At 63.2% G+C, this 19,563-nt stretch carries 23 protein-coding genes and 2 tRNA genes; 7 read left to right on the top strand and 18 right to left on the bottom strand.

All coding sequences use genetic code 11. The features are described 5' to 3' along the window. Window positions 1-52: 52 nt before the first annotated feature. The 5 genes from FJV83_RS04705 to FJV83_RS04685 form a co-directional block, all read right to left on the bottom strand. Window positions 53-841 carry a GGDEF domain-containing protein gene (locus tag FJV83_RS04705; RefSeq protein WP_095770617.1) on the bottom strand — a complete coding sequence of 263 codons (789 nt, stop codon included), beginning with the start codon at window positions 839-841 and terminating at the stop codon, window positions 53-55. A gap of 146 nt (window positions 842-987) precedes the next feature. Next, window positions 988-1,242 carry a hypothetical protein gene (locus FJV83_RS04700; protein ID WP_095770618.1) on the bottom strand — a complete coding sequence of 85 codons (255 nt, stop codon included), beginning with the start codon at window positions 1,240-1,242 and terminating at the stop codon, window positions 988-990. A 173-nt stretch (window positions 1,243-1,415) separates the two neighbouring features. Further along, entirely contained in the window at window positions 1,416-1,703 is a 288-nt protein-coding gene (locus FJV83_RS04695) for a hypothetical protein (protein WP_142886411.1), read from the bottom strand. 94 nt (window positions 1,704-1,797) lie between these two features. Next, window positions 1,798-1,874 (bottom strand) — tRNA-Arg (locus FJV83_RS04690). Window positions 1,875-1,920: 46 nt separating this feature from the next. After that, complete coding sequence (locus FJV83_RS04685) at window positions 1,921-2,226, bottom strand: ETC complex I subunit (RefSeq protein ID WP_015318428.1); 306 nt, start codon at window positions 2,224-2,226, stop codon at window positions 1,921-1,923. 125 nt (window positions 2,227-2,351) lie between these two features. On the opposite strand from FJV83_RS04685, the gene FJV83_RS04680 reads away from it, so the two are divergent. Further along, window positions 2,352-2,428: transfer RNA gene (locus FJV83_RS04680), tRNA-Pro, on the top strand. 395 nt (window positions 2,429-2,823) lie between these two features. On the opposite strand, the gene hdaA is transcribed toward FJV83_RS04680, so the two are convergent. From hdaA to FJV83_RS04665, 3 genes are read right to left on the bottom strand one after another with little or no spacing between them, the layout of a single operon-like run. Further along, window positions 2,824-3,528, bottom strand: coding sequence for a DnaA regulatory inactivator HdaA (gene hdaA, locus FJV83_RS04675; protein WP_095770620.1), 705 nt, complete (start codon window positions 3,526-3,528; stop codon window positions 2,824-2,826). Then, the gene (locus FJV83_RS04670) at window positions 3,525-4,733 is read right to left on the bottom strand and encodes an AI-2E family transporter (protein ID WP_142886410.1); all 1,209 of its coding nucleotides are present in this window, start codon (window positions 4,731-4,733) and stop codon (window positions 3,525-3,527) included. Before FJV83_RS04670 ends, hdaA begins: the two co-directional genes overlap by 4 nt. After that, entirely contained in the window at window positions 4,705-5,262 is a 558-nt protein-coding gene (locus FJV83_RS04665; protein WP_142886409.1) for a CDP-alcohol phosphatidyltransferase family protein, read from the bottom strand. Before FJV83_RS04665 ends, FJV83_RS04670 begins: the two co-directional genes overlap by 29 nt. Before the next feature lie 203 nt (window positions 5,263-5,465). Between FJV83_RS04665 and purM the strand changes: the two genes are divergently transcribed. From purM to FJV83_RS04645, 4 genes are read left to right on the top strand one after another with little or no spacing between them, the layout of a single operon-like run. Then, window positions 5,466-6,575 carry a phosphoribosylformylglycinamidine cyclo-ligase gene (gene purM, locus FJV83_RS04660; RefSeq protein ID WP_095770623.1) on the top strand — a complete coding sequence of 370 codons (1,110 nt, stop codon included), beginning with the start codon at window positions 5,466-5,468 and terminating at the stop codon, window positions 6,573-6,575. After that, the gene (purN, locus tag FJV83_RS04655; protein ID WP_142886408.1) at window positions 6,572-7,285 is read left to right on the top strand and encodes a phosphoribosylglycinamide formyltransferase; all 714 of its coding nucleotides are present in this window, start codon (window positions 6,572-6,574) and stop codon (window positions 7,283-7,285) included. Before purM ends, purN begins: the two co-directional genes overlap by 4 nt. Before the next feature lie 10 nt (window positions 7,286-7,295). Further along, window positions 7,296-7,637 (top strand): hypothetical protein, encoded by a 342-nt coding sequence (locus FJV83_RS04650; RefSeq protein WP_142886407.1) that lies wholly within the window; start codon window positions 7,296-7,298, stop codon window positions 7,635-7,637. Then, window positions 7,637-8,146: a histidine phosphatase family protein gene (locus tag FJV83_RS04645; protein ID WP_142886406.1), complete on the top strand. Its 510-nt coding sequence runs from the start codon at window positions 7,637-7,639 to the stop codon at window positions 8,144-8,146. Before FJV83_RS04650 ends, FJV83_RS04645 begins: the two co-directional genes overlap by 1 nt. Window positions 8,147-8,192: 46 nt before the next feature. On the opposite strand, the gene FJV83_RS04640 is transcribed toward FJV83_RS04645, so the two are convergent. After that, window positions 8,193-8,432: a DUF680 domain-containing protein gene (locus tag FJV83_RS04640; RefSeq protein ID WP_095770627.1), complete on the bottom strand. Its 240-nt coding sequence runs from the start codon at window positions 8,430-8,432 to the stop codon at window positions 8,193-8,195. A 213-nt stretch (window positions 8,433-8,645) separates the two neighbouring features. Beyond that, window positions 8,646-8,888 carry a DUF680 domain-containing protein gene (locus FJV83_RS04635; protein WP_142886405.1) on the bottom strand — a complete coding sequence of 81 codons (243 nt, stop codon included), beginning with the start codon at window positions 8,886-8,888 and terminating at the stop codon, window positions 8,646-8,648. Between the two features lie 484 nt (window positions 8,889-9,372). On the opposite strand from FJV83_RS04635, the gene FJV83_RS04630 reads away from it, so the two are divergent. Both FJV83_RS04630 and FJV83_RS04625 read left to right on the top strand, forming a co-directional pair. Then, complete coding sequence (locus FJV83_RS04630) at window positions 9,373-10,044, top strand: response regulator (RefSeq protein WP_142886404.1); 672 nt, start codon at window positions 9,373-9,375, stop codon at window positions 10,042-10,044. Further along, window positions 10,031-11,389, top strand: coding sequence for a sensor histidine kinase (locus FJV83_RS04625; protein ID WP_095770630.1), 1,359 nt, complete (start codon window positions 10,031-10,033; stop codon window positions 11,387-11,389). The genes FJV83_RS04630 and FJV83_RS04625 overlap by 14 nt, the downstream gene beginning before the upstream one ends. A gap of 13 nt (window positions 11,390-11,402) precedes the next feature. Here FJV83_RS04625 and FJV83_RS04620 read toward each other — a convergent pair whose 3' ends face one another. The 8 genes from FJV83_RS04620 to FJV83_RS04590 form a co-directional block, all read right to left on the bottom strand. Further along, window positions 11,403-12,281, bottom strand: coding sequence for an ABC transporter permease (locus FJV83_RS04620; RefSeq protein WP_142886403.1), 879 nt, complete (start codon window positions 12,279-12,281; stop codon window positions 11,403-11,405). Between the two features lie 11 nt (window positions 12,282-12,292). Continuing rightward, a complete protein-coding gene (locus tag FJV83_RS04615; protein WP_142886402.1) occupies window positions 12,293-13,102 on the bottom strand; it encodes an ABC transporter ATP-binding protein in 810 nt (269 codons plus the stop codon). Between the two features lie 108 nt (window positions 13,103-13,210). Next, window positions 13,211-14,224, bottom strand: coding sequence for an ABC transporter substrate-binding protein (locus FJV83_RS04610; protein ID WP_095770922.1), 1,014 nt, complete (start codon window positions 14,222-14,224; stop codon window positions 13,211-13,213). Between the two features lie 204 nt (window positions 14,225-14,428). Next, window positions 14,429-15,205 carry a 4-hydroxy-tetrahydrodipicolinate reductase gene (gene dapB / locus FJV83_RS04605; protein ID WP_142886401.1) on the bottom strand — a complete coding sequence of 259 codons (777 nt, stop codon included), beginning with the start codon at window positions 15,203-15,205 and terminating at the stop codon, window positions 14,429-14,431. An 8-nt stretch (window positions 15,206-15,213) separates the two neighbouring features. Further along, on the bottom strand, window positions 15,214-17,307 hold the full coding sequence (locus FJV83_RS04600) for an ATP-dependent helicase (protein ID WP_142886400.1): 2,094 nt from the start codon (window positions 17,305-17,307) through the stop codon (window positions 15,214-15,216). A 135-nt stretch (window positions 17,308-17,442) separates the two neighbouring features. Then, window positions 17,443-17,616: a hypothetical protein gene (locus FJV83_RS36320; protein WP_095788308.1), complete on the bottom strand. Its 174-nt coding sequence runs from the start codon at window positions 17,614-17,616 to the stop codon at window positions 17,443-17,445. A 292-nt stretch (window positions 17,617-17,908) separates the two neighbouring features. Further along, entirely contained in the window at window positions 17,909-18,082 is a 174-nt protein-coding gene (locus FJV83_RS04595) for a hypothetical protein (protein WP_245437719.1), read from the bottom strand. Window positions 18,083-18,400: 318 nt separating this feature from the next. Beyond that, complete coding sequence (locus FJV83_RS04590; protein ID WP_142886399.1) at window positions 18,401-19,561, bottom strand: M20 aminoacylase family protein; 1,161 nt, start codon at window positions 19,559-19,561, stop codon at window positions 18,401-18,403. Window positions 19,562-19,563: the final 2 nt, after the last annotated feature.

Here is a 19,563-nt window from a genome sequence, read left to right as displayed (position 1 = left end):
GACGGCGTCAAGGAAGCGGCGACCTCAGCCTTCACGCGCAGCAAGGCTGCGGTCAATGCACCGTGGCGGCGCCGGACTGAGACACCAGGGCGGCTTCCGCCGGGTCGAAACTGACCTGATCGCGGCCATTCGACTTGGCGGCATAGAGCCGTCTGTCTGCGGCGGAGAATATCGCCTCGTAAGTCGTCGGCCCGATGAAGCTGGTGCCGCCGATACTGACGGAAAGCGGACAGGCGCGGCCGCCAGGCGAAAAGTCCATTTCGCGAATTCGCCGGCGGATGCCTTCGGCAACCAGCCAGGATTGCGAGGGGTCGACACCGGGAAGAAACACGCCAAACTCCTCGCCGCCGATGCGGCCGACGATATCGCTGCCGCGCAGCTGTCCCTTGATCGCCTGCGCGATGAGCTTGAGCGCCTGGTCGCCACAGTCATGGCCGAGGCGGTCGTTGATAGACTTGAAGTGGTCGGCATCGATGATCAGCAGCGCGCCGGAACGGGTCTGTTCCTGCTTGCGGGTCTCCTCCAGATAGGCCTCGACCAGCATCGAGAAGGCGCCGCGATTCAGCACGGCCGTCAGACTGTCGGTGGCGGCGATGACGCTGAGGTCGCGCTGAGCTATCGCCAGCTGGCGAATCTTCCACATGAGAAAAAACAGAAACGACCCGCCCAGCACCAGGGGCAGCATGAGATCCGTCATTTGCGCGCGCCAGACGGCCTCGGGCGAGAGATAGGGGAAATTGAAGGAATCGACGAAAAACGCCACGGCAATGAAGAATACCGTGCCGGCGGCGGTGACAGCGATCACCCTGCCCCAACTGGTCGACGACAGGTCGAACTTCATCCCATTCCACTCCGTTAGCCGTCGCTACTATGACGCGCCAACGCAAACAAATTGATAAGACTTTCCCTTCAATTCGAGATCAGGGAGCCGGAGCATGCTCGCCCAAATGGACCGCCGTGCCCCGGCGGTGAACGCAAGCCCGCCGACTAAATTTCGCGCGATGCGGGGAATTCAGAACGTCGATGGTTCGGCGCCGGTCCACTTGCTTCGACAACGAAGGATGCCGCGATCAGGTCGTCGGCATCCAGTTGTAGGGACCCGTCGCCCGCCCCCATGATGGCCGCGACCTTGTGGAAGGTCTTCATCTCATGATCGGAAATTTCGGCATCCTGCATTCTGGCTCTGAGTTGAGCGATACGCCGCCCCAGGGCGGGGGACGTTCCAATTTCACGTTTCGACATGGCCTCGTTTTCTCCTCCCCCAACCCGCGCTTGTTTTGTCCCGCCCGTTCGCCGGCCCGCACATTGCCTTTTATGAGGCTCCGCGAATACAAGGCCCCGAACGCCTGATGTAGGCTAAGGTTCCAACTTCGGCGGATCACGAAATAATTCCGGGTCGCCCACGCAGCTCTGCTCTATTGGCCCGCCGTCAGCACCAGCGTCGTAATAGAGTTGCGCGCCTCAACCCGCTCCAGACACCGACCCGGAATGTTCGGCCACCTCGCGGCGGCGCATTCCCTGTCGGTGACGGCAATGGGTTCGCTGCGCCGTACGTCTGCGGCTTGGGTCGCCGTCGATGCGAAAAGAACCGTCTGCGTTATCAGAGCCGAGAAAACGGCAACCTGGAACAGCACGGCGGCGAAGGCGATCTTCTTGAGCATGCGATGCAACGCGCAGGCAAGCGTCAGGTTCCCGCCGGTCATTTCTTACAGCGAGCCTGCACCGTGCCGGCGCGGCAGAAAGCGAACCGACACGCCTCAACAAGAAGGAAATAACCTCGTAAAATCATTGATTTATTGGCGATCCCGACAGGATTCGAACCTGTGACCATCGGCTTAGAAGGCCGGTGCTCTATCCAGCTGAGCTACGGGACCGCTGGCCGGCCAAAGCGGCCGGCTGGATATCTGGCGCTGACGCCGTTCAATGCGTCCAGGGCGTCCTGCGGTCATAGCGGAAATTCTCCGCATAGGAAATCTGGCGGCGCTTGGTCTCTTTCGGCTCCTCGACACGGAAGGCAAGCCCTTCCTTTTCGGCGTAGGCCACGGCCTCTTCGCGCGTGTCGAAGGTCAGCCTGATCTGGCTTCTCATGTCTCCCGACGTCGTATAGCCCATCAAGGGGTCGATCTTCTTGCGCATCTCGGGGTCGAATTCCAGCACCCAGTGGCCGGTCTTGGCCTTGCCGGATTGCATCGCGGTTTTGGCTGGGCTGAAAATGCGCGCGGACATGGCCACCTCATGGTTGTGCAAGGCAGCATCGCCGCCCCTTCGCCCGTCATTACTGCGCAATGCGCATGGCGGCAAGGTTTTTGCTCTTGCCATCCAACACCGAAATGAATAGGCAACAGACCGTTCGGAGTGTAGCGCAGGCTGGTAGCGCATCTGGTTTGGGACCAGAGGGTCGGGAGTTCGAATCTCTCCACTCCGACCATCCTCTTCATAGCTGGTGCGATTCAGGCGCCCTTGCCCACCAGAGCCTGAACCGCGGCCGCCGCCTTTGTCGTGCCCTTGGTCGGGCGATACGCGCTCCGGCCTTCATGCGACGATACGCGCGCCGGTCCAGCCCTGCTGAACGAGCGCCCCCACTCCGCCCGACTTCAAGCCCGGAGCGCGCATTCTATGTCGGTCGTGGATAGATCGGGTCCGAGAGCAGTTGAAGGCAAGCTCGCCGGGCGAGAACCCCAAACTCAATCCCGGCGAGCCTACAACCTGATTTGGAACGCAATCAGGACCGGGGTCAGCCGGCAAGCTGGTGCAGCAAGATGGATGCCAGTTCTTTTTCCCGAAATGGGACACGCCCTGTGTTCACTGGTCGTTTGAGATTCCCTAAATCTCGAACGCGCCCTGCCCCTCATCCATCGCGCTGACCGTTTCGGCGGCGAGTGCTCGCGTGATCGGCATCTTGCGCTCGAGCGCGGTGCGGTCCAGCCGCTCCACCACACGCATGGCTGTCGCCAGCGAGCGCTCGATGCGCCGCACCAGATATTGCACGACATGCGGTTCGACCTCGACCTGGCGGTCGGCGAACAGCTTGGTGATGACGCCGGCCAGCAGCAGGTCGTCGGGCTCATGGATCTCGACCGTCGCCGCCGCTTTCAGCCGCGAGGCCAGATCCGGCAGCGACACGCCCCAGGCCGAGGGAAAACGCCGTGCGGTCAACAGCAGCGTCGAGCCGGCGCCGCGCACCGCATTGATCAGATGGAACAGGCCTTGTTCGTCGACCGCGCCGGCATCGACATCGTCGATCAGCGCCGGCCGGGCGCCGAGACTGGCGATGCAATCGCCGATGAGCCGGGCGTCGACCACGACCGCGTTGGCGCGCGCACGCCAGATGGCGGCCAGATGCGACTTGCCGGAGCCGGCGGGACCTGCCAGCACCACCACAGGCGAGGGCCAGTCCGGCCAGCGGTCGACCAGTGCCGCCGCCTGGTTGTTGGTGCCGGAGACGACGAGTTCGTCGCGCGAATAGCCTGTGCCGTGGCCGAGATCGAGCGGCAGCTGGCGCGGCGGATCGGTTCGCTGGGCGGTCACTTCGAGCGACGTGGTTGGGTGCGGTGGCCGCCGCCACGATCGGCCGGCAGCGGCGGCGCAGCCTCTGTCGCGTGGCCCTTGTAAAGCGGCGATTCGAGATAGCGGGCGATGGCGAAGCGCACCAGAACGGCGACGGCGGCGGAAGCCGGCACGGCAATCAGCAGACCGACAAAACCGAACAGCGCGCCGAAGGCGAACAGAGCGAACATCAGCCACACCGGATGCAGGCCGACGCTTTTGCCGACCAGCCTGGGCTGCAGGATGTTGCCTTCGATGAACTGGCCGATGAAGAAGACCACGGCGACGGCGACGATCATTGTCCAGTCCGGCCAGAACTGCACAAAAGCGACGCCGACCGCCAGAACCAGCCCGGTCAGCGAGCCGACATAGGGAATGAACGAGATCAGCCCGGCGAACAGGCCGATCAGGATGGCGAAGTTCAGCCCGGTCAGCGTCAGACCGGTGGCGTACATGGCGCCGAGCACCAGGCAGAGCGTGCCCTGGCCGCGCACGAAACCGGCGGTCGCGGTGTTGATGTCGCGCGCAATGGCGCGCACGGTCGCGACGTTGTCGCGCGGCACCCAGCTGTCGATGACCGCCACCATGCGGTCCCAGTCGAGCAGCATGTAGAAGGCAACCACCGGCGTCACCACGAACAGGCTGATCACCGAGACCAGCGCCACGCCCGAACTCCAGATCGAGGTGAAGACCGTGGTGAGCAGGCCGAAACCCGAAGTCAGCAGCGAATTCAGCCCATCGCGCAAGCCATTGGCGTTGACGCCGAATTTCTGCTCCAGCCATTTCGGATCGAAGGAGGTGATCAGGCTCTGCAGCCGGGTCAGGTATTCCGGCAGTTTGCCGGCGAAATCGGCCATCTGCGTCGCCAAGACCGGAATGAGGATGACAAAGGCCAGCACCAGCACGATGAGGAAGGTGATCAGGATGACCACCGTCGCCATGAAACGCGACAGGCCAAGCCGCTGCAGCCGGTCGGCGACCGGATCGAGGAAATAGGCAAGCACCATGCCGGCGACGAAGGGCAGCAGGATGGCGCTGAATACGTAGAGGAACAACGCAAGCGCGGCGACGCCGGCCACCCAGAAGGAGATCTGCCGGCGGAACGCGGAGGCCGCGACAAGATCGGCAGCCGCGGCCTCGATCACCGCTGCTTCTTTCTCAGATGTTCGGATTGGAGCCTTCGCCATAGCCGCTCATATGCCTCAGCCAAGCCACGAGATAGGCTGCGGCCGAAGCCACGGTCAAGACCCCGGACAGCAATATGAGGGCTGGCCGCAGAGGGTCGAGGTGCAGGGCAAAGGCGAGCTCGCCCAGCACGACCGCCGCCAGCACGATCTGGATGGCGGTATTGGCTTTCGACACCAGGAACGGCTTTATCTCGACCGGGTGCGCCATCACGGTGGACAACAGGACCGCGCAGACGATCAGCGCATCGCGCGACACCATGGTGACGACCAGCCACAGCGGCAATTGCCCGATGAAGCCCATGACGACGAACACCGAAACCAGAAGCAGCTTGTCGGCCATCGGATCCAGATAGGCGCCGAGTTCGGACTGCTGGTTGAAGCGGCGGGCGATGAAGCCGTCGATGCCATCCGAGACGCCGGCGATGACGAGGCCGGCAAAGGCCCAGTCCCAACGGGCCTGCAGCATGGCCAGCACCACGGCAGGCACCAGGAGAAGGCGCAGGATGGTGATCAGATTGGGGATGGTCAACTCATTGTCCCGCCATGCGCTGTTTGGAGATAGATGAAGGAGATGGAGAGCCGCAACAAGGACAGTTCGTTCCAGGCGCGAGCGCCAATCCTATGCCATTCTATCCACGCTTTTGTCAGGTCAAATGGCGCTCGGCTCCGCCGTTATCCTTGCGGACCGAAACCGTTCATGCGAAGAGCCCGCAAACGAGCAGGAAAATTGCGATGAGCAAGCGCGACACAAGCCAGCCCAAAACGGGCCAGGCCAAAACGAGCAAGCGCAGGAACGGGCTCACCTATGCCGAGGCCGGCGTCGATATCGATGCCGGCAATCTCATGGTCGAGAAGATCAAGCCGCTGGTGCGTGCCACGCGCCGGCCGGGTGCGGATGGCGAGATCGGCGGTTTCGGCGGGTTGTTCGACCTCAAGGCGGCCGGCTTTACCGATCCTGTGCTGGTCGCCGCCAATGATGGTGTAGGAACCAAGCTCAAGATCGCCATCGATGCCGGCAAGCACGACACGATCGGCATCGACCTCGTCGCCATGTGCGTCAACGACATCGTCGTGCAGGGCGCCGAACCGCTGTTCTTCCTCGACTATTTCGCCACCGGCAAGCTCGATCCCGACCAGGGAGCGGCGATCGTCGGCGGCATCGCCGAGGGCTGCCGGCAGGCCGGCTGCGCGCTGATCGGCGGCGAGACGGCGGAAATGCCCGGCATGTATCACGGCAAGGACTATGATCTCGCCGGCTTTGCCGTGGGCGCGGCCGAACGCGGCCAGCTTTTGCCCACCGACGACATCGTCGAAGGCGATGTGCTTTTGGGCCTCGCTTCCTCGGGCTTGCATTCGAACGGTTTTTCGCTGGTGCGCCGCATCGTCGCCGCCAGTGGCCTGGCATGGAGCGATCCGGCGCCGTTCAACGACGAGGCGACGCTGGCCGAGGCGTTGCTCGAACCGACCCGCATCTACGTCAAGTCCATCCTCAAGGCGATCCGCAACACGCATGGCATCAAGGCGCTGGCGCACATCACCGGCGGCGGTTTCCCGGAAAACATTCCGCGCGTGCTGCCCAAGGATTTTTCGGCCGAACTCGACCTGGAAGCCATAGACGTGCCGGCGGTGTTCTCGTGGCTGGCCAAGACCGGCGGCGTGGCGCCGGAAGAGATGATGCGCACCTTCAATTGCGGCGTCGGCATGATCCTGGCGGTCGCCTCCGGCCAGGCGGCGCAGGTCGCCGCCGTGCTGCAGGAAGCCGGCGAGACGGTGACGCCCATCGGCCGCATCGTGCCGCGCCGCGATGCCGGCGTCATCTATCGGGGCTCGATCGGCCTATGAGCACGCAGAGAAAACGCACTGTCGTCCTGATCTCGGGGCGCGGCTCCAACATGACCGCGCTGATCGCCGCGGCCAGCGACCCGGCCTTCCCGGCCGAGATCGTCGGCGTGATTTCAGACAAGGCCGACGCCGCCGGCCTCGGAATCGCCAAGGCACGCGGCATCGCCACGCAGGTCATTGCCCGCGCCAACCATGCCAGCAAGCAGGCGCATGACGCGGCGATCGACGCCGCACTCGCCGCCTTCAATGCCGAGATCGTGGCCCTGGCCGGCTACATGCGCATCCTCTCCTCCGGCTTCGTCCAGAAATGGCAGGGCCGGATGATCAACATCCACCCTGCCCTGCTGCCGGCATTCAAGGGCCTCGACACCCATGCGCGCGCGCTGGCCGCCGGCCTGCGCATCCATGGCTGCACCGTGCATTTCGTCACGTCGGAGATGGACGACGGGCCGATCATCGCACAAGCGGCCGTGCCGGTGATGGTCGCCGACAATGCCGATACGCTGGCTGCCCGGGTGCTGAAGGCCGAGCACCGGCTTTATCCGCTGGCTCTGGGCCTGGTCGCCGAAGGGAAGGCGCGCATGGAGGCCGGGCGCACGGTGCTCGCTCACTTTGCCGACGATGCCGACAACGGCACCTCGGTGGTGATGGCGCCCGATCCGCTGCGCGAGGAAGCCGATCTGGAGCATCTGGCGCGGATTACGCCCTGAGCCGAGGCCAATGGACGTTTTCGACACTGCGATCCGCATTAAAGGCGACCTGGCCGGCGTTTTCGAATATGACGAGGCCGGAGACCCGCAAAACGCCACAGCATATTTTTACTTCTGTGAAATGCAGGGCAGAACCGTCGGGCCAATCGTCGGAACAATACACATTCGTTCCGGAGCCTGGCCGGTCGCCGAAACCGACATCGTCGTTAAATGGGACAACGGCGAACGGCGTGTCGGCCTATTCATCCATGGCCAGTTGGCGGCGGCCTTCGATGTCGAAGCCGGCACAAGGCACGGCGGTGGATATGGCAAGGACTTTCATGCCGACATTCCCTGGTCGGACGCAAATTGATGAAACAGCTTCTTCTCCTGCGCCACGCCAAATCGAGCTGGGACGACCCTGATCTCGACGATGTCGACCGGCCACTGGCCGAATGCGGATTGAAGGCGGCCAAATTGGTGGGGCGGGAGCTTGCGGCGCGCGACTGGCTGCCCGATCTTGTGCTGGTGTCGTCGGCTCTGCGCACCCGTGATACATGGCGGCTGGTCGCCGCGGAACTGCCGGCACATCCCCGGGTCGTGTTTGCCGAAGCGCTCTACGAGGCTTCGGCGGCGGATATTCTGAGCCAGGTTCGTAAAGTCGACCCATCAAGCCGCTGTCTGGTGGTGGTTGGCCACAATCCGGGCCTGGAGGATCTGGCGAAACAGCTTGCCGGATCCGGCTCGGAGACCAAAGCCCATAAGAGGCTCGAGGAAAAGTTCCCCACGGCAGCCATCGCGCGCCTTGTCTTCGACAGCGACTGGTCTGGCCTTTCGGCGGCACGACTGACGCATTGCCTGCGCCCGAAGGATCTGAGCTAGCAGTCCTGCCGGGCATGGGGCGGGCAAGCCCGCCGCGCCCGAGACCTCAGTTGCCCCAGATACCCTGGCCGGGTTCCGGCCAGTCGGTGGTGGTCTTCATCCTGGTATCGGCTGCCTTGCGCCCGGCCATATCCGTGTCCTTTACCGCGCCGGTGGCGGCGTGATCCACCCCGGCAATCGAGGCAACCGGCTGGTTGGCATTGTCGGAGCCATAATGGTCACTGCCGGCAAGGGCGCCGCCGGTTGCAAGGAGGATGGCGGTTATGGCGATAGCGATCTTGTTCATTTCAATCTCCTGTCTCATCCGTTGGGCGGCGTCTTGGGAGGACGGTTCCGCAGGAACAAGACCCGAGGCCGTCTGGTTTTATTCCCGGAGGCGGAGCTTTTCCGCCGGTTGCAAAGACCCAGCTGCTTGAAACCGATGCCTGCCCTGCTGCGCAAAACAAGAGCGGCGGGCCAGGCCCACCGCTCTTTGTCAATCTTCCGGGGATTGGAGGAATTAACGGCCCCAGATGCCCTGGCCCGACTGAGCCGGCACGTTGGCATTGGCGTCGCCCTGTGTCTTCAAAGACTTCACGATCGAACCGGTATAGGTGGTGTCGATGTTCGAGGACGACTGGCTGGCAACCGGCTGGTTGACGTTGTTGGAACCATAGTTGTCGGAGCCATAATGGTCGCTGCCAGCGAAAGCGGCGCCCGTAGCGACGAGGATGGCGGCGGCGGTAAGAGCGATCTTGGTCATTTTCTTTACTCCAATATTTATCTGTCCTGTCCGTCTGGTGGCGTGCCCTTGGGAGGAATTTCGCGTCGCTCGGACCACCCCGAAGTAGGGAAATGCCTTTTGGATTACCAGTCGCGTCGGCTTTGCAGAATTTCCTTATATTATAGACAATGCATATTGCATGCGCAGCAATCTTAACGCAATTTATGCAATCATTTCAGTTTATTAAGTTCAGCCCTTCCGACAAGATCGGAGCGCTTTTGGAAGCGATTGTTCACTGTTTGCGACACAATCCGTCAACCAGAACCGAACCGTTCGGTTCGATTTGAGGCGAGAATAGGCTGATCGAAACCTGCAAAGGCCTGCTGCTACCCTCGCCGAGCCCGCATTTGTCTTGCGTTGAGATCGATACTGTCGCTCATTCAAGAGAGATCAGGGGTGCCGCGACCGATCAGGCCAAGGCGATCCGCTGGAAGGCCGCAAATGAATCCGGACCGTCATAGATATGCGACTGCTGCTCGTTGAGGACAACAGCGAACTGGCCGACTGGCTGGGCAAGACCCTGCGCCAGGCGAATTATGTGGTCGACATCGTCCATGAGGGCGAGGATGTCGAGCACGCGCTGGCGGCGGGCGACCATGCGCTCGTCATCCTAGACCTGGCACTGCCGCGCATGGGCGGCCTGGAGGTGCTGCGCATGCTGCGGGCGCGCGGCAACCGGGTGCCCGTGATCGTGCTGACCGCCAATGCCAGCCTCGACGGCAGGGTCAAGGGCCTCAACGAAGGCGCCGACGACTATCTGGCCAAGCCATTCCAGATCGAGGAGCTCGAGGCCCGTATTCGGGCGCAGCTGCGCCGCGCCAACGACCGCACCGCGCCTGTCGTTGCCTGCGGCGATCTCGTCTTCGACACCAACACAAGGCTGTTTTCGCTGGCCGGTGAACCACTGGCGCTCACACCTCGCGAACATGCGGTGCTGGAGCAATTGATGGTGAAGGCCGGGCGCACGGTGAGCAAGGCGGCACTTTCGGCGGCGATCTATGATTTCGAGACCGATGCCGACCCCAGCGCCATCGAGATCTATGTGCATCGCGTGCGCAAGAAGCTCGAAGGGTCGCGGGTCCAGATCGCCACCTTGCGTGGCCTCGGCTATCTTCTGCGGCATGAAGATCAATAGCCTCCGCCTGCAGTTGTTGGCATGGGTGGTGCTGCCACTGGCCGGACTCGCCACCATTAATCTGTGGACCAGCCATGGCAGCGCGCTGGCCACAGCCAACCTGGTCACCGACCGAATGCTGCTCGGCTCGGCGCGGACCATCGCCGAGCAGGTCGCCATGACCGATGGCGTGCTCGATGCCACGATCCCGCCGGCAGCGATCGAGATGTTCGATACGGGCGACCGCGACAGCGTCTACTACCATGTCAAGACTGCCAGAGGGCGGCTGCTGACCGGCTATCCCAATCTGCCGGAGGCGTTGACGCCGTCCAGCACCGAGGCAACCTATCGCGACCACCGGCTGCGGCTGCTTACCTTCAGCCAGGGTGTGGTCGGCGCCGGCAAGGATTCGCCGATATCGGTTACCGTCGGCGTCACCCTTGCCGGACATGACGCGATGGTGCGGCGACTCTGGTTTGGCGCCTTTGCCCAGCAGTTGGCGCTGGTGGCGATCGCCGGCCTTTTCGTGCTCCTTGGCCTGCATCGGGGCCTGGCGCCGCTCATCAGGCTGCGCGACGCAGTGCGTTCGCCGAACCGCAGCGACCTCGACCCGGTCGAAGTGCCGGGCGCCCAAAGCGAAATCCGCCCGCTGATCGAAGCGCTCAACGCCTATATGGCACGCGTGCGGGCCCAGATGGCGTCGCAACGCCGCTTCGTCGCCAATGCCGCGCACCAGTTGCGCACGCCGCTGGCGCTGCTGTCGACGCAGGCAAGCTACGCGCTGCGAGAAACCGTCCCCGACGCCCGCCACGAGGCGCTGGTGGCACTCCAGGCAAGCTCCGGCCGCCTGGCACGGCTTGCCGAACAACTGCTGACCTTGTCGAGAGCCGAGCCGGGTAGCCGACGGCCGCGCGCCGACCGCGTCGACCTGACCGAAGCGGCTCGCCAGGTTCTGGAAACCCATGCGCCGATCGCCGTCAGCCGCAACGTCGATCTCGGCCTCGAGGAGGCCGGCCCCGCGCCGGTCATCGGCGACGGCACCATGCTGCGCGAAATGATCGTCAACCTCGTCGACAATGCGCTGCGCTACTCCTCGTCAGGTGGCAGCGTCACTGTGAGGCTGGCGGCCGTCGATGGCGAAGCCGTGCTGACGGTCACCGACGACGGGCCTGGCATTCCAGTGGAAGAGCGGGATCACGTGTTCGAGCGCTTCTACCGCATCGCCGGCTCGACCGAGGAAGGCAGCGGGCTGGGGCTCGCCATCGTGCGCGAGGTCGTCGAAAACGCCGGCGGCCGCGTCACCCTGCGGGATGGCGCGGCCGGCGGTCTGGTGGTTGACGTGAGGTTGCCGCTGGCAAGCAGCTAGCCCATGTCGCCGCTCACTGCGTCTCATGCAGCGGCTGGGGGCGCCATTTCGCCAGGCGATCCTCGACCATGGTCATCAGATATTCGGCGCCGAGCGCCACCACCATGACGATGACGATGGCGGCATACATGCCGGCAGCGTCGAAGGATCCCTTGGCGATATTGATCAGCAGGCCGATGCCATAGCGCGAGCCGACGAATTCGCCGACGATCGCACCGATGATGGCAAAGCCGAAGCTGACATGCAGGCTGGCGAAGATCCAGCTCATCGCCGAAGGGACGATCACCGAGCGCGTCAACTGCCAGTTGGAAGCCCCGAGGATACGGGCATTGGCAATCATTGCCCTGTCGGCCTCCCGCACGCCCTGGAATGCATTGTGGAAGACAACAAAGAAAACCATGACGAAGGCAAGCGCCACTTTCGAAGCGAGGCCGAGGCCGAGGATCATGATGAAGATCGGTGCCAGAACCACGCGAGGGATGGAATTGATCACCTTGATGTAGATGGAGAAAATGTCTGCGGCCATCCGGTTGCGACCGAGCGCGACACCGATGATGATGCCAGCTACCGAACCGGTCACGAAGCCAATGACCGACTCCTCCATGGTAACATAGAGATGATACCAGAGCGGCCCCTCGGACGTTCCTTCCGTCGTCCATTCATAGAGCCGCTGCGCGATCGCGCTCGGCATCGCGTAGAAGAACGGATCGATCCACGCCAGGCGCGCGGCAATCTCCCACAGGCCGAGAAAGGCGACCAGTATGGCGACCCGCCAGAATATGACGGTGCGGCGGCGGCGCTGCGATGCTTTTGCCGCGACCGCTTCGATTTCCGCGTCGGAAGTGCCAGGCTTGAAAGCGCCCGCTCTGATGTCGATTGCGGCATCGGTCATGGCTTTCCTCCTCAGGCTGCCGCGCGTGCATAGCTGGTCTCGACCTCTTCCTTGAGATCGGCCCAGATGGTGCGCGAGTAATCGATGAAGCTTTGTTCGTAACGGATGTCGGCGACGACGCGTGGGCGCGGCAGGTCGATCGTGTAGACCGACTTCACGGTGGCCGGACCGGCGGTCAGGACATAGACCTTGTCGGCCAAGGCAATCGCCTCTTCCAGGTCATGGGTTACGAAGACCACGGAAGCCCTTGCTTCGGACCAAAGGCGCAGCAGTTCCTCATGCATCAGCACGCGGGTCTGCACGTCAAGCGCTGAAAACGGCTCGTCCATGAGCAGGATCTCCGGACCGTTTATGAAAGTCTGCGCCAACGCCACACGCTTGCGCATGCCGCCTGAAAGCTGGTGCGGATAATGCTGCTCGAAACGCGACAGCCCGACGCGCGCCAGCCAGTCGCGCGCCGCAGCCGTGGCTTCGGATTTGGCCTTGCCGCGAAAGAGCGGACCAGCCATGACGTTGTCGATCACGGTTCGCCACGGAAACAGGGCATCGCTCTGGAAAACAAAGCCGATGCGCGGGTCTATCCCCTTGACCGGTGCGCCCATGACACGAACCTCGCCGGCACTTGGGCTTGCCAGCCCGGTGACGAGATTGAGTGTGGTGGATTTTCCGCAGCCGGTCGGACCGACAACGGCGACGAATTCGCCGCGCTGTACGATCATGGTGAAGTCGCGCAGTGCCGTCAGCGATTTGCCGGTGGGTGAAAGGAAACGCCGACTGACGTTGATCAGCTCGATCGCCGGTGCATTTTTTTCAATAGCCATGGTGGAACTCCTGGATAAGAGCAGACGCCCGCCGTCGGCCCCAAGGTCGCCGGAGGTGAAAAACTGAGGGTACCGGCGCGATGTCGTTCATCGCGCCGGTACTGTCTGCTACTTGGCGTTCTTGACGAATTCCGAGGTGTAGGTCTTGGCAAGGTCGATCTGCTTGCCCTGCAGTTCCTTCTTGAAGGCTGAAAGAACCGTCAGCACTGTCTCAGGTCCACCCTCGGGCATGATCCCGTCGGGGGTGAACATCGCCTTGCCGGCATCGAGGGCCTTCACATAGCCTTCCTTGTCGCCGACATAATAGTCCTTCGGCATCTTGTCGGCGATCTCGGCGCCGCTATGCGAATTGATGAACTTCTGCGTCTTGACGAAAGCATTGGCCAGCTTCTGCACGATGTCCTTGTGCGCTTCGACCCAATCTGTCTGCATATAGAGTGAGGCGGCCGGGTAGGTGCCGCCGAGAGCAGCCTTGGTACCTTCTATCGTGCGCATGTCGATGAGAACGGACGCTTCACCTGTCTTCAGCAGCCGCGTGATCGTCGGCTCGGTCGTCATGCCCGCCTGGATCTTGTCCTGCTGCATGGCGGCAATGAAGGTGTTGCCGGCGCCGACCGGAACCGAGGTGAATTCGCCGAGCTTCAAACCGTTCTTGACGGCAAGATATTCCGTAAGAAAATTCGTCGATGAGCCTAGACCGGTCACGCCCAGGCTCATGCCCTTGAAGTCGGCGGGCGACTTGATCTCGGGATGCTTGGTCGAAACGAGCTCGACCTCGCCCGGCGCCTGGCTGAACTGGACGATGGATTCGACGAATTTGCCCTTGGCCTGCAGATCGATGCAGTGATCATAAAAGCCGACAACTCCTTGCACGGCACCGGCAAGCATCTCATTTTCGGCGTCGACCCCGGCCGGCTCATTCAGCAACTCGACGTCGAGACCCTCGTCCTTGAAGTAACCGAGTGCTTCGGTCAGTTTGGCTGGCAGGTAAATCTGCTTCTCGTAGCCGCCGACCATGATGGAAACTTTGTCGGCGGCGTGTACGGACGGCGCTGACAAGGCCATGGTGGCGACGAGTGCGGTTGTGGCGGCTGAATCGAGCAGAATTCGCGCGAGCGACATGGCCTCTTCCCTTTGTTCGTTTCCCGCGCCCCTCTCTCTCCCATCGCTTTTGCGCGACAATATGGGGGCGCCGGACAAGAGTTATGGCACCAACCTTTCATCCAGCTTTCAGGGTAAAGCCGAAAATGACGGCAAGGCTTGCGGATCGGCAAGCCGCGGCCGGCGGACAATAGCGGCGGCGTGAAAATGCACGCCGTGCCAAGTTCAGCGATTAAATCCCAGCACGTCGCGCATATCGTATTCGCCGGGCTTGCGTCCCGACACCCAAAGTGCCGCGGCGATGGCGCCACGAGCGAACATGATGCGGTCCCCGGCAGCGTGCGACAAGGTAACAAGCTCGCCTTCGGCACAGAAGCTGACGCTGTGTTCGCCGACGATGCTGCCGCCGCGAGCCACCGCAAAACCGATCTCGCCGGCCGGCCGCGCGCCGGTGACGCCGTCGCGGACGCGCCTTGCGACCGCGTCCAGTTCGACGCCGCGTCCACCGGCGACGGCCTGCCCCAGCATCAGCGCGGTGCCCGACGGCGCATCGACCTTGTGGCGATGATGCGCCTCGAAGATCTCTGCGTCCCAATCTTCGGGGGCGAGCGCTCTCGCCGCCCGCTCGACCAACCCGACCAGCATGTTGAGCCCGAGCGAAAAACTGCCGGAGCGGACGATGGGAACCGCTTTCGCGGCATCGGCTATATCAGCCAGTTCGGCGGCATCGAAACCGGTCGAGCCGATCACCAAAGCGGGGCCGCCCCGGTTTGCGCAAACCCTCGCCAGATCGGCGGAGCCCGCCGGCGTGGTGAAATCGATCACCACATCGGCCACGGCGAGCGCCTCGTCGCGGCTCACCAGCCCGTCGCCGACACTGCCTGGGCGATGGAAGCGGGCGGCAAGCGCCAGCCGCGGATCGGCCAGAACGGCCTCCGCCATCTGCCGCCCCATGCGGCCCAGCGCCCCGGCGATGGCGACCCTGATCGACGGCTGCACCATGGTTTCAGCTATTTCCACATGCCGCGCATGCGCGCGCCGATATCGACGCGCACGTCCGGCCGGGGCGCCCTGCCCTGTGCCGCCTGTGCGCCCGGCCACGACATCTGCTGGAACGCGGCGAGAATCGAGGCCGGGATAAAGCGCGTGCGCGAGGCATAGAGATGGCGATCGCCGCGCGCGGCCTGGCCATGGGGAAAGAAGCGCTGCGGCATGACGAGGTTGAGGCTGTCCTTGGCCCGTGTCATCGCCACATAGAGCAGCCGGCGCTCCTCCTCGATATCCTCCTTGGTGCCGACGCCGAGATCGGCCGGGATGCAGCCATCGACGGTGTTGAGCACGAAGACGTTCTTCCACTCCTGGCCCTTCGCCGAATGGATGGTCGAAAGGATCAGATAGTCCTCGTCACGATGCGGCGGTCCAGCCTGGTCGCTGGTCGCATCCGGCGGATCGAGCGTGAGTTCGGTCAGGAAGCGCTCGCGCGAGGCGTAGCCCGAGCCGATCTGCTCGAGTTGCAACAGGTCGGCGCGGCGTGTGATGGCATCGTCATGGATGCGTTCCAGATGTGGCTCGTACCAGAGCCTGACCTGTTCGAGATCGGCTGGCCATTTGGCGCCGGCCCGCAGGCCGGAATAGAGCGAGACGAAACCGGGCCAGTCGTCCGCCGCGCGCTGCGGCGGCCGCCATCCGGCCAAGCCCATCGCTTCATCCAGCGCTGTCGTCATCGTCTCGACGATCTGCGCGGCAGCCGAAGGGCCAATGCCCGGCATCAGTTGCAGAACGCGAAAGCCGGCGACGCGGTCACGCGGGTTTTCGGCAAAGCGCAGCACCGCCAGCACATCCTTGACATGGGCGGCATCGAGGAATTTCAGGCCGCCGAACTTGACGAAGGGAATGTTGCGCCGCGTCAGCTCGATCTCCAGCGGCCCGCTGTGGTGCGAGGCGCGAAACAGCACCGCCTGCGATTTCAGCGCCGTACCGGCCTCGCGCTCGGCGAGGATGGTATCGCAGACGAAGTTGGCCTGCTCGACCTCGTCGCGCACGGTTACCAGCCTTGGCTTGTCTGATGATTTGCGCTCCGACCAGAGGTTCTTGGTGAAGCGCTCCGAGGCCTCGCCGATCACCGCGTTGGCGGCGGCCAGAATGGTTTCCGTCGAGCGGTAATTGCGTTCCAGCATCACCACATCGGCGGCCTGCCCGAACTGTGTTGGAAAATCGAGGATGTTGCGCACCTCGGCGGCGCGGAACGAATAGATCGACTGCGCATCGTCGCCGACCACCGTCAGCCCGGCGCCGTCGGGTTTCAGTGCCATCAGGATCGAAGCCTGCAGGCGGTTGGTGTCCTGGTATTCGTCGACCAGAACATGGTCGAAACGGCCGCCCAGATGCGCCGCTATTGCCGGCTCGGCCGCCATCTGCGCCCAGTAGAGCAGCAGATCGTCATAGTCGAGAACGTTCTGCGCCTGCTTGGCCTCGACATAGCCGGCGAACAATTGCTTGAGCTGCTCGGCCCAGCCGGCGCACCAGGGGAAGGCCGAGCCCAGCACCTCGCCGAGCGGCGCCTGCGCGTTGACGGCGCGCGAATAGATGGCAAGGCAGGTGCCCTTGGTCGGAAAGCGCGCTTCCGTTTTCGAGAAGCCGAGTTCGTGGCGCACCAGATTCATCAGGTCGGCGGAATCCTCGCGATCATGGATGGTGAAGGCCGGGTCGAGGCCGATCTCCAGCGCATAGTCGCGCAACAGCCGGGCGCCGATGCCGTGAAAAGTGCCGGCCCAGGTCAGCGCATCGGTGATCACCGCGGCGTCGCGGCCGAGCACCTCGCCGGCGATACGTTCGACACGTTTCGCCATTTCGGATGCGGCGCGCCGGGAAAAGGTCATCAGCAAGATACGGCGCGGGTCGGCACCCCTGACGATGAGATGAGCGACGCGATGCGCCAGCGTGTTGGTCTTGCCCGAGCCGGCGCCGGCAATGACCAGCAACGGCCCGGCGATCTTGCCGTCACCATGCTCGACGGCCCGGCGCTGGGCATCGTTCAGCCGCGCGAGATAGGCGGGCTGGGCAGTCGATTCCACAAAGGTCGAATCATGAGCGGCGAGGTTCATCGCCCATCAAGCATCGTTTCCGCTTTGTTCGCAACATAGAAGCTTCGCGAGGGCCCCTTGGTCTTGACGCAACTCCCAAGGGAAAGCGCTACGCTTTTCCAGGGAAAACCGCTTCACACTTTTCCTGGAATTGCTCTACCGCCGGGGATCGACACCCATGGCCGCCGATTGGCGGCGCAGAGCTTCGCGGTCACTTCTCGGCGCGGGCAGCAACAGGGGATCGATGTCGCCGGGCACGTCATCGATCATCTTGCGCGCGAGGCGGTAAGCGAGAAAGGCAAAAGTACCTGCCAGAAGCAAACGGATCATGCCGCGGTCTCCTCTGATGAGGGTCAACCGGAAACATGACGGTTTGTTCCATCGCGCCAAGTTCGCAACCAAACCGATGGCGGGTCGTTGAAAGCAAGGAGGCGATAGAGATGAAGAAGCTAGGATTAGCCCTTGTCCTGGTCGTTTTGGCTGTCTCGGCCTGCGACAACAAATTGCCACCGACCAAGGCTCCTGGTGCCGAACAAAGCCCCTACGCCAGCAATCCTGTCATGAACACGGGGAGTGTCGGGCAACTGAGATGATCCCGGTGCACTGAGGACCCGTCGAAACCTCATTGCATCGCCGCGATGCATTCTTCAAGCCGCTCGAGGCGGAACTTGGCATTGCGCAATTCGTGCCCGGCGTCCTGTTGCAGCTGACGGCCTCGGGCCGGGAATGCCATTGTAAGGTTTCTTTCGAGTTCGGCGATGCGCGCACGCACCTGCCGCGCCTCATCCTGACGCAACGCCCTTATCCAGTTCCGCCCGCGCATTGGTCTTCCCGCAACAGCCGAGGACCAGCGTCTTCCATGCCAGAAAGACGCTAACGCCCGGCAAGTGCGAATATTCTAAATTTAATGAATGCTAATTTAGCAGGCGGTCGGCGCGGGAAGAAGGCCGGCGCCGCTTGGGAGGAGAAGGCGCCGGCCAAGCGGATAAATCAGGTCCGCCGCACCACACAGCCTAGCTGAGTCTTGCCGCTGCGTCATGTGGGATCGCGGATTTCGGCCTTTTCCAGGCGTTTTCCACCGGCAAAGGCGTGCCGAAGGGGGGGCCGCGGCCGGTCAAATTCCGAGCCGTTGCCTGGCGATGGCGGCATGAAAACTGGCGCCGAAGACCAGCCCGTCATCATTGAAGTCATAGCTGGAATTGTGGAGCGGCGCCGAGGCCTCGCCATTGCCGAGGAACACGAAGCAGCCCGGCACGTGATCGAGGAATCGGGCAAAATCCTCCGACGCCGTCATCGGCTCGCGGGCAACCGCGACATTGCGGGGATCGAAGATTTTCTTGGCGGCGGCGAAGGCCGCCTCGACCAGTTCGGCATCATTGTGCAAAGGCACGAATTCTCTGGTGTAATGGACCTCGGCGGCAATGTTGTAGGCGGCCGCGGTGCCCCCGGCGATGGTGCGCATCTGGCGTTCGATCGCCACGCTGACCTCGGGGCGAAAACTGCGCGTATCGCCGAGGATGCGGGCAAGACCAGGCAGCGCATTGCGGGTGCCATCGGTGATCAGTTCGGTCACCGAAACCACCGCTATGTCGGCCGGGCTCAGGCGGCGCGAAACGATGGTCTGCAGATTGGTGACCAGCGCACAGGCGGCGACCAGCGTTTCGTTGCCCGAATGCGGCCGCGCCGCGTGGCCGCCGAACCCCCTGAGCACGATCTCGAAATTATCCTCTGCCGACATGACAGGGCCGGCACGGGTCTCGAAATGCCCGACGGGAAGGCCAGGCATGTTGTGCAGGCCAAAGATCTCGTCGAAGGGAAAGCGCTGCATCAGGCCGTCGTCGAGCATGGCCAGCGCGCCCCTGCCCCACTCCTCGGCCGGCTGGAAGATGAAGCGCACGGTGCCGTCGAAACCACCCTCACCCGCCAGCAGCTTTGCCGCGCCAAGCAGCATGGCGGTGTGGCCGTCATGGCCGCAGGCGTGCATGACGCCGGGATTGCCGGAGCGGTAGGGCGCGCTCGATTGCTCCGATATGCGCAGCGCATCCATGTCGGCGCGCAACGCAATGGCACGGTTGCCGGTGCCGCGCTTCAAAGTGCCGACGACGCCGGTGCCGCCGACACCCTCGGCGACATCGTCCAGGCCGAATTCCCGCAGCTTGGCCGCGACGAAGGCCGCAGTGCGTTTCTCCTCGAAGCCGAATTCGGGGTGCGCGTGCAGGTCGCGCCGCCAATTGATCATCTCTCGCTTCAGCGTTTCTGGATCGAGTTCAGCCATTT

The organism is Mesorhizobium sp. WSM4307 (genome assembly GCF_007003945.1).
Taxonomy (GTDB): domain Bacteria; phylum Pseudomonadota; class Alphaproteobacteria; order Rhizobiales; family Rhizobiaceae; genus Mesorhizobium.
Note: the sequence above shows the minus strand (reverse complement) of the source record. Positions and strands in the feature narration are given on the sequence as shown.

Excerpts from the sequence above, each read along its gene's own strand:
- FJV83_RS04610 (WP_095770922.1), bottom strand. The coding sequence starts at position 14,224 with ATGTCGCTCGCGCGAATTCTGCTCGATTCAGCCGCCACAACCGCACTC.
- FJV83_RS04620 (WP_142886403.1), bottom strand. The coding sequence starts at position 12,281 with ATGACCGATGCCGCAATCGACATCAGAGCGGGCGCTTTCAAGCCTGGC.
- FJV83_RS04630 (WP_142886404.1), top strand. The coding sequence starts at position 9,373 with ATGCGACTGCTGCTCGTTGAGGACAACAGCGAACTGGCCGACTGGCTG.
- purM (WP_095770623.1), top strand. The coding sequence starts at position 5,466 with ATGAGCAAGCGCGACACAAGCCAGCCCAAAACGGGCCAGGCCAAAACG.
- FJV83_RS04640 (WP_095770627.1), bottom strand. The coding sequence starts at position 8,432 with ATGAACAAGATCGCTATCGCCATAACCGCCATCCTCCTTGCAACCGGC.
- FJV83_RS04650 (WP_142886407.1), top strand. The coding sequence starts at position 7,296 with ATGGACGTTTTCGACACTGCGATCCGCATTAAAGGCGACCTGGCCGGC.
- FJV83_RS04670 (WP_142886410.1), bottom strand. The coding sequence starts at position 4,733 with ATGGCGAAGGCTCCAATCCGAACATCTGAGAAAGAAGCAGCGGTGATC.
- FJV83_RS04635 (WP_142886405.1), bottom strand. The coding sequence starts at position 8,888 with ATGACCAAGATCGCTCTTACCGCCGCCGCCATCCTCGTCGCTACGGGC.
- FJV83_RS04695 (WP_142886411.1), bottom strand. The coding sequence starts at position 1,703 with ATGACCGGCGGGAACCTGACGCTTGCCTGCGCGTTGCATCGCATGCTC.
- FJV83_RS04645 (WP_142886406.1), top strand. The coding sequence starts at position 7,637 with ATGAAACAGCTTCTTCTCCTGCGCCACGCCAAATCGAGCTGGGACGAC.
- FJV83_RS04685 (WP_015318428.1), bottom strand. The coding sequence starts at position 2,226 with ATGTCCGCGCGCATTTTCAGCCCAGCCAAAACCGCGATGCAATCCGGC.
- FJV83_RS04705 (WP_095770617.1), bottom strand. The coding sequence starts at position 841 with ATGAAGTTCGACCTGTCGTCGACCAGTTGGGGCAGGGTGATCGCTGTC.
- FJV83_RS04700 (WP_095770618.1), bottom strand. The coding sequence starts at position 1,242 with ATGTCGAAACGTGAAATTGGAACGTCCCCCGCCCTGGGGCGGCGTATC.
- FJV83_RS04625 (WP_095770630.1), top strand. The coding sequence starts at position 10,031 with ATGAAGATCAATAGCCTCCGCCTGCAGTTGTTGGCATGGGTGGTGCTG.
- FJV83_RS36320 (WP_095788308.1), bottom strand. The coding sequence starts at position 17,616 with ATGATCCGTTTGCTTCTGGCAGGTACTTTTGCCTTTCTCGCTTACCGC.
- dapB (WP_142886401.1), bottom strand. The coding sequence starts at position 15,205 with ATGGTGCAGCCGTCGATCAGGGTCGCCATCGCCGGGGCGCTGGGCCGC.
- FJV83_RS04600 (WP_142886400.1), bottom strand. The coding sequence starts at position 17,307 with ATGAACCTCGCCGCTCATGATTCGACCTTTGTGGAATCGACTGCCCAG.
- FJV83_RS04590 (WP_142886399.1), bottom strand. The coding sequence starts at position 19,561 with ATGGCTGAACTCGATCCAGAAACGCTGAAGCGAGAGATGATCAATTGG.
- FJV83_RS04615 (WP_142886402.1), bottom strand. The coding sequence starts at position 13,102 with ATGGCTATTGAAAAAAATGCACCGGCGATCGAGCTGATCAACGTCAGT.
- purN (WP_142886408.1), top strand. The coding sequence starts at position 6,572 with ATGAGCACGCAGAGAAAACGCACTGTCGTCCTGATCTCGGGGCGCGGC.